At 57.8% G+C, this 5,969-nt stretch carries 8 protein-coding genes and 1 pseudogene; 3 read left to right on the forward strand and 6 right to left on the reverse strand.

Going from position 1 to position 5,969, the window contains the following annotated elements; genetic code table 11:
- Positions 1-88: 88 nt before the first annotated feature.
- Positions 89-973, reverse strand: coding sequence for an SDR family oxidoreductase (locus AB6803_RS32920; RefSeq protein WP_371112764.1), 885 nt, complete (start codon positions 971-973; stop codon positions 89-91).
- A gap of 80 nt (positions 974-1,053) precedes the next feature.
- Between AB6803_RS32920 and AB6803_RS32925 the strand changes: the two genes are divergently transcribed.
- Positions 1,054-1,638 carry a TetR/AcrR family transcriptional regulator gene (locus AB6803_RS32925; RefSeq protein ID WP_371112765.1) on the forward strand — a complete coding sequence of 195 codons (585 nt, stop codon included), beginning with the start codon at positions 1,054-1,056 and terminating at the stop codon, positions 1,636-1,638.
- Positions 1,639-1,778: 140 nt separating this feature from the next.
- Here the strand turns inward: AB6803_RS32925 and AB6803_RS32930 are convergent, their stop codons facing one another.
- The gene (locus tag AB6803_RS32930) at positions 1,779-2,495 is read right to left on the reverse strand and encodes an IS6 family transposase (protein WP_371112766.1); all 717 of its coding nucleotides are present in this window, start codon (positions 2,493-2,495) and stop codon (positions 1,779-1,781) included.
- A 249-nt stretch (positions 2,496-2,744) separates the two neighbouring features.
- Between AB6803_RS32930 and AB6803_RS32935 the strand changes: the two genes are divergently transcribed.
- Together AB6803_RS32935 and AB6803_RS32940 are read left to right on the forward strand one after the other, a co-directional pair.
- Entirely contained in the window at positions 2,745-3,341 is a 597-nt protein-coding gene (locus AB6803_RS32935; protein WP_371112767.1) for a hypothetical protein, read from the forward strand.
- A 99-nt stretch (positions 3,342-3,440) separates the two neighbouring features.
- Positions 3,441-3,968: a hypothetical protein gene (locus tag AB6803_RS32940; protein ID WP_371112768.1), complete on the forward strand. Its 528-nt coding sequence runs from the start codon at positions 3,441-3,443 to the stop codon at positions 3,966-3,968.
- Between the two features lie 24 nt (positions 3,969-3,992).
- On the opposite strand, the gene AB6803_RS32945 is transcribed toward AB6803_RS32940, so the two are convergent.
- The 4 genes and pseudogenes from AB6803_RS32945 to AB6803_RS32960 form a co-directional block, all read right to left on the reverse strand.
- Positions 3,993-4,568, reverse strand: coding sequence for a hypothetical protein (locus tag AB6803_RS32945; protein WP_371112769.1), 576 nt, complete (start codon positions 4,566-4,568; stop codon positions 3,993-3,995).
- Positions 4,549-5,115, reverse strand: coding sequence for a hypothetical protein (locus tag AB6803_RS32950; protein ID WP_371112770.1), 567 nt, complete (start codon positions 5,113-5,115; stop codon positions 4,549-4,551). The genes AB6803_RS32945 and AB6803_RS32950 overlap by 20 nt, the downstream gene beginning before the upstream one ends.
- Positions 5,115-5,696: a hypothetical protein gene (locus AB6803_RS32955; protein WP_371112771.1), complete on the reverse strand. Its 582-nt coding sequence runs from the start codon at positions 5,694-5,696 to the stop codon at positions 5,115-5,117. The genes AB6803_RS32950 and AB6803_RS32955 overlap by 1 nt, the downstream gene beginning before the upstream one ends.
- A 186-nt stretch (positions 5,697-5,882) precedes the next feature.
- Positions 5,883-5,969 (reverse strand): annotated as a pseudogene (locus tag AB6803_RS32960) (IS6 family transposase); the annotation flags it as partial.

Here is a 5,969-nt window from a genome sequence, read left to right on the forward strand (position 1 = left end):
GCGGACAACTACCTTGCCGGCCTCAAACTCGCCGCAACGAGGATATGGATCGCTTCAGCTAATGAGTCCGCGTCCTAAGCAATTCATGTTACGTCTTCCGAAAAGCCACGATGTTCTCACTCAGCCAGGCAGCGACAGATCGCGGCGCCTTGCCGGTCAGGTCTGTAAAAGTCGATGTCGTTTCCGCGAGCACCGACTCTCTAAATAACCGGTCGATACCGAGCAGAACATCGGCCACCAGGTCGCTTGCGCCTGAATTGATCAACACTTCCCTTTGCTCCTCTGGGGTGCGGTGATGGTAGGTAATGGTCTTGCCTAGAAGCCGCGAGAGTTCGTTAGCGACCTCAGGCATACTGAACGTCGCCGGGCCCGTCAGGTGGTACGCTCGTTGGGAATTCGCAAACGCAGTATCGAGCAGGGCAACGCGCGCGGCGTCGGCAACATCTCTTGTGTCGATCAGGTTCACCCGGCCGTCGCCAGCAGCTCCGCCCCATGAACCCTCGGCAACCGGAGCGCCGGCCCGCGCCAATATGTCCACGAAAGAGGATGGGCGTAGGATTGTATAGCCGATATCCTGGCGAGCAAGGTGCGCCTCGATCTTCATGTGCCAATCGAACGGATGCAACTTCGACGCGGGTCCCATAACGGACAGTTTGACGATGTGGCGCACGCCAGCCGCAACCGCAGCATCAATCAACGCGATCTCATTGACAACCTGTTGTGCCGACGTGCCATGTGCCAGGAAAAGTCGGTCGGCGCCGCGGAGCGCATCCAACAATGACGATGGGTCGTCGAAATTCACGGTGGCCAAGGACACCTTATCGGACAGTTGAGCCTTATTGGGCGATCGACTTAACGCCACAACATTTACTGGGTCGTTTTGGAGATGCGCGACTAGGGCCGCTCCGACGCGACCAGTTGCTCCCGCGACTGCGATCCATGGTGAGACCTGGTTTCTGGCGTGACTGGACATGGAGATGAACTCGCTTATGTTGGAACGATCGGTTCAAGATTGTTGGCCCGATCGTTCCAGGATGTCAAGATGGAGGTAAGATGAGTGGAAAGCAGCAGTTTGACGATGCGGTTGTAATAAATGGCGCAATGAACGTCTTTTGGCAAAAAGGCTTTGCGGCAGCATCTATCGACGATTTGACCGCGGCAATGGGATTGTCTCGCTCCAGTCTCTACAAGCGCTTCGGAGACAAGGAGGGGCTTTTTCACGAGGTGTTGGCAACTTATAACAGTCGCGTTTTACACCGGATGGGCCTTGTCAAAGCCGAAACTCGGCGACAAGAAATTGAGGCGCTTCTTTTGGACTTCGTCACGAACACCCACGGATCGCAAAAGCCTAGCGGCTGCATGCTTGTTAGAGCCTGTGCCGAGATAACAGAATTGCCACCCAGGGGAAAAGCAGTAGCGTTAGACGGAACGGAGCGGCAACGCGCGATCCTAAGAGGCATATTAAATGCTGCGGTCGCGAACGGAGAGTTAAGATCGTCGGCAGACGTAGAAGCGCTAGCCTGGCACTTTCTCGGCGTACTTCAGGCTATTATGAACCTACCGCAAATCGGCGCTACCGCTTCTGATCTGCGTCGGATGGTGGTTTCGGCGATGCTTGCCTGGCCACAAGCCATCTGAAAACCCGCAATTCATGGGGAATCAACTCATACTCGCGGGCTTATTTCCCCGGGGCAGGATTCGTGGTTCCTACGGGAATTGGTCGATCGGCATCGTAAACTTAACGCGCCCAGTCCAAGGAAGTGCGATATTTGCTGCGATCAGGCAGCTTGAAGGCGGGCGACGTCTCGCCAAATATCCAAGGCTGCTGCTCGCAGTTGGCGATGGTGGGCGGATGGAATATCGTGGCGGGGAACGTTAAAGAGGTTGGCGATCGGATCGTGGATAGAAACGAAACGCTGAAGCTGTCGCGCTGACTTGAAGCGCTTCATGATCCTCTCCCGTCGTCGGACGGGTTGATGAGAATTCTCCGCCCGATTGTTCAGGCCCTTGTGCGAGCGATGTTCGACGCCGGGCATGATCTCCCGCTTCGCCGCACCATAGGATCGAAGCTTGTCGGTGATCATCACACGCGGCGAACGGCCTTGCGCTTTCAAAAGCTTTCGCATCAAGCGCTTTGCAGCCTTGGCATTGCGGCGGCTTTGCACCAACACGTCGAGAACAAAGCCGTCCTGATCAACCGCGCGCCAAAGCCAGTGTTTCTTTCCGCCGATGGTGATGACAACCTCATCAAGGTGCCATTTGTCGCCCAGCCTGCCGGCTGATCGCTTCCGGATATCATTGGCAAAGTGTCTGCCGAATTTCTCAGCCCAGAGCCGCACGGTCTGGTGAGAGACGATGACGCCACGCGCTGCCAGCATATCCTCGACCATCCGCAGGCTGAGCGGAAACCAGAAATAGAGCCAAACGGCATGGGCAATCACCTCCGCTGGAAAACGGTGGCGACGATAAAGAGGATCACGCGTAAATCTGGTCATCCCACCAGATCCCACATTTTGATCGATGCTCGATTAACGTTACAGTGCCCCCTGACGTGATCGTCGCCGGCGACGAGTGGCGCGGGGCGAAGTTGCAATTGATGATCGCCCCCTATTCCTGCTAAGTTTGACGAGAACCGGATTTGAACCTAAACGCCTGGCCTGCGCAGGCGCATTTAAGTTGGCTTCGTGACGATCGTTTCTTCGGATAGCGCAACCTCTTTCCAACCACTTTGGCGGCTGCCGTTATTGACGTTGCAGTTGCTGTGGCGTTTCTGGCCGCAGTTGATGGTGCTGTGGCTGATCGGCCGGATCCTCGATTCCGTGCTTCTGGAACTGGCCGTGCAGATCGGCTTAGTCAATGCGCTGGCCGGGCTTTCGACACTGGCTCTGGTCGTGTTGATGAAGCTCGTCATCATCGTCGCCTTCTTTCAAACGATCAGGCCCGGTCTGCCGGCGCTGAACGGCGCCTCGCAGGTGGTCGCGGCACGGCCCGAGGAAGAGGTGAAGAGCTCGAGCTTTTCCTCGGCGCTGGCGCTGACGCTCGTCCCCTTCTTTGCCTATTACGCCGCCTGGGGTTTCCTCGGCGATACCATACGCGACTATTCCAAGCTCTCGCTCGATCTGATGATGTTTGGTGAAAAGATCGCACCACTTGAGGTAAGAGGCGGCGCATGGCTGGTGATCTCGGTCGCCATCGCCTGGCTCGTCAGGCTGCTGGCCAAACGCATGCACAAGCGATTCAAGTCTGCGGTATGGCCGATCGTCATTGTCATCTGCGAGGCGAACTGGGCCTTCATCGGTCTGTTCGTCATCTCCAATTGGCAGGACGATGTGTGCGCCTGAGTCGCCCATCTGCCGGAAACGATCGGGCAGTTCCTGGGTCTTCTCAATCCCGTCAGCAACGCCAATGCCGCCACGACGCTGCCGCCGCCTGCCGAGGATGTGGCGGTTTCCACCTACCAGCAACTCTACAATCTTCTCGCCTATGTTCTCTATCCCGCCGTATGGCTGACGCTCGCGGCCCTTGTTTATGGCTATGATATCAATGGCGAGCGGCCGGTGGTGCAAGGACGGGTCGCGAAGGCCTTCTCGCGCTGGGAAAAGCTGCCGAAGTCCCTGCGCGACTTTATCGCCCATTTCATCTCAGGAACGGCCAAACGCTATCGCGCTTTGGCGGAGGGTGTTGGCCTTGCGATCAATTCCGGCCTGCTTCTTGCCGCTGCGGCGATCGTGCTTTACCGCCTGCTCGACTGGGGCGCTGCCTGGGCCTGGTTTGGGATTTCGCGCTGGATCGGACCGCATGACCTAGCGCTCTGGCAGATCATCGCCCAGGGAATTTCGCTTCTCTTCGGGATACCGAGCGCGCCCGGCGACGGCCTGCTGATCATGCCGATCAAGATATGCCTTCTTGCCGCAACACTGGAAATCGGCTTCGCGCAGGGGCGGAAATGGCACCGGGCAAGCGAGTGACCAGAATCTTTCAAGTTCAGCGCTTCACTTTAGGTTCAGCGGGATGGACAGGGCATCGGGCCTTGTCGACAGAAAGCTCAACTGCGCGGCAAGGGAAGAGGCAGCCTGCGCCGGCACGATGAATTTTTCCTCGATCGTGAGCGTATGACCCTTTTCCGGCGGATGGCGCGAAACCGCGTCGCATCCATCGACCGGCTCGGCGGAGCGGTCGAGTTCGCGGCTGAGATCGCTGGACATGATGGCATCCAGATGCTGCCAGCGATGGTTCTTGTCATCCGTTAGCGTCAGATTGCACATGATCCAGTTTTGGCCGATATCCTCGCCCGCCTCGGCGGAGAGCCGGATGATGACCAGCCGCATGTCGTTCGGCAGTTTGATCTGCGTATCGCGCCCATCGCCGATCAGGCGGGCCTGCTGCAGCGTCCAGAAGGCGCCGGCAAAGGGTATACCGGCCTTGTAGGGCTCTACATCAAGCTCGGCCCGGCGACGATATTCGCCGATATTGCGCCAGCTATCGATGGTAAAACTGGCAAGGATGAGAAGAGGCAGGGCAAGCAGCGAGCCCAGCCAGAACCATCTTTCACGCGTGGACGCCATCATCTCGGATCTCCAGGCGGTCTTTTGTGTCGACGGCATTCGCGTCAAGTTTTACATGGATTTCAGAATCGAGCTGCGGCCCCAGTTTGCGCGAAAGGATAAGCTCCATGTCATGAGCCTCCTGTTCCGGCATCTCGAACATCAAGACGCCTTTTGCCGGCAGGCCGGGCTGGAGATCCTTGCTCGTCAGCAGCGGTTTGGTGCCTGACGCTCGAGTGCTCTGGGCATAAATCCGGCCGGACGCGCCTTTGATCGAGGCTGAACTGATCTGCATCGTCTCCCATTTCGATTGCATTTCGGCAGAAACGACCACCCAAATTCCCTCGGTGTCGCGCTCGACCGGCCGTCCGAAATGGCTGAGGGCAAGGGTCTTTGCCAACAGGACCTCGTTGACCTTCACATCGAAGGTCTCGCTCGACACCGTCGCGCTTTGATCCCCGCGGGTCTCTAACGGGCCGGTCAGAAGCGCGTAAGTCGGCGTGGTCCATTGCAGGAAGGCAAGAATGGCGATCGCCAGCGTCAGGGCCAGAACGGACAGGAAGACGCGCATTACGGCATGGTCCCCGTGATCGGAAGCTCCACCCTTGCCACATTTTCCGGATCGAACCATCCGGGCGCAGCATAGAGATTGTCCTTCGGCTTGAATTTGGTGCCGACGATGGAAATATCGAGCGCCTTCGGCAGCAGCATGGTCGAGGGCACCTGCCAGACGGCCGATATCGGCTCGGGGATCATCGGCTGGAGATCGCCCAGCATCTCCTTGTCACGCAGCAGATAGAACTGCGGCCGGGGAAGATCGGCGATATTGGCGATCTTCAGCGTTTCGAAATAGATGTTCGAACTTTGGGCCGAGAGGTTCTCCAAAGTGAGATTGACCACCAGCGCCTTCTGGCCATCGAGCAGATGCATGCCATCCGGCGTCTGATTTGTGATATCGCTCGAATCAACCGTAACGTTCCAGCGCCCCGCATTGACGGTCGTCCCCGGCGCGACAGTGACAACATCGTCCTTGTGGCCGGCTTCATAGATCGAAATGCCGAGCGAGATGGTCGCGGCAAGCAACCCGCCGATGCCGGCAACGACGCGCGCCCACACGGCCTTTCTGGCCTTTCTGATCACCACAGATTTCATCGCAAGCCTCAGGATTTTTGGCGGCGGCAATCAAGGAGGGTGGATTACCCCGATGCTGCGCACCCTTATAAACCGGTCGATGCGACGATGGAAACCGCCAATTGTCCCGCGAAAGCGCTTTCTATGCGGGGCATCGTAAACTTAACGGAGGAACGGCCAGCGAAAGACGCCATCTGCAGATATCTCTCATGCTCGAGCAATTTTCGCCCACAGCCTCATCGCCGCCGTGCGCAGTTCGCGATGGTGGCCGGAAGAGATGTCGTGGCGCGGGAT

The organism is Rhizobium sp. RCC_161_2, from assembly GCF_041355235.1.
Lineage (GTDB): Bacteria > Pseudomonadota > Alphaproteobacteria > Rhizobiales > Rhizobiaceae > Rhizobium.

What these genes read in the sequence shown, in the direction of transcription:
- AB6803_RS32920 (WP_371112764.1), bottom strand. Translation starts at nt 973, where the DNA reads ATGTCCAGTCACGCCAGAAACCAGGTCTCACCATGGATCGCAGTCGCG.
- AB6803_RS32925 (WP_371112765.1), top strand. Translation starts at nt 1,054, where the DNA reads ATGAGTGGAAAGCAGCAGTTTGACGATGCGGTTGTAATAAATGGCGCA.
- AB6803_RS32930 (WP_371112766.1), bottom strand. Translation starts at nt 2,495, where the DNA reads ATGACCAGATTTACGCGTGATCCTCTTTATCGTCGCCACCGTTTTCCA.
- AB6803_RS32945 (WP_371112769.1), bottom strand. Translation starts at nt 4,568, where the DNA reads ATGATGGCGTCCACGCGTGAAAGATGGTTCTGGCTGGGCTCGCTGCTT.
- AB6803_RS32950 (WP_371112770.1), bottom strand. Translation starts at nt 5,115, where the DNA reads ATGCGCGTCTTCCTGTCCGTTCTGGCCCTGACGCTGGCGATCGCCATT.
- AB6803_RS32955 (WP_371112771.1), bottom strand. Translation starts at nt 5,696, where the DNA reads ATGAAATCTGTGGTGATCAGAAAGGCCAGAAAGGCCGTGTGGGCGCGC.